This window comes from Wolbachia endosymbiont of Tettigetta isshikii, from assembly GCF_041154185.1.
Classification (GTDB): domain Bacteria; phylum Pseudomonadota; class Alphaproteobacteria; order Rickettsiales; family Anaplasmataceae; genus Wolbachia.
On record NZ_JBFTEN010000061.1, the window covers coordinates 1 to 322 of the forward strand.

The 322-nt window shown below is 34.2% G+C and carries 1 protein-coding gene; it reads left to right on the forward strand.

Going from position 1 to position 322, the window contains the following annotated elements:
- Positions 1–281: ankyrin repeat domain-containing protein (locus tag AB6N09_RS05690; RefSeq protein ID WP_411131955.1), on the forward strand; the 281-nt coding region annotated here is incomplete at its 5' end.
- Positions 282–322 lie beyond the last annotated feature (41 nt).

Genomic DNA, 322 nt, shown 5'->3' on the forward strand with positions numbered 1-322 from the left:
TAAACCATGGTGTTTGTACTCATTCTTTAACATTGAAGGAAGAATATATGCCACTACATTTTGCTTCTGAACTAGGTAATGAAGAAGCTGTGAAATTATTCTTGAATAGAGGTGCTGATATTAATGCTAGCACAAAGGGTAATTTAACACCACTTCATATTGCTACCAAAACAGGACATAAAACAGTTGTAAGACTGCTCTTACAGCATGGAGCTAAAGTTGATAATCAGGATAAGGATGGCAAAACCATACTACACCTCGCTGTTGAAAATGATATTTAATGATTGCTGAGGATGTTTTAAAGTATTGTCCTGATATTAAT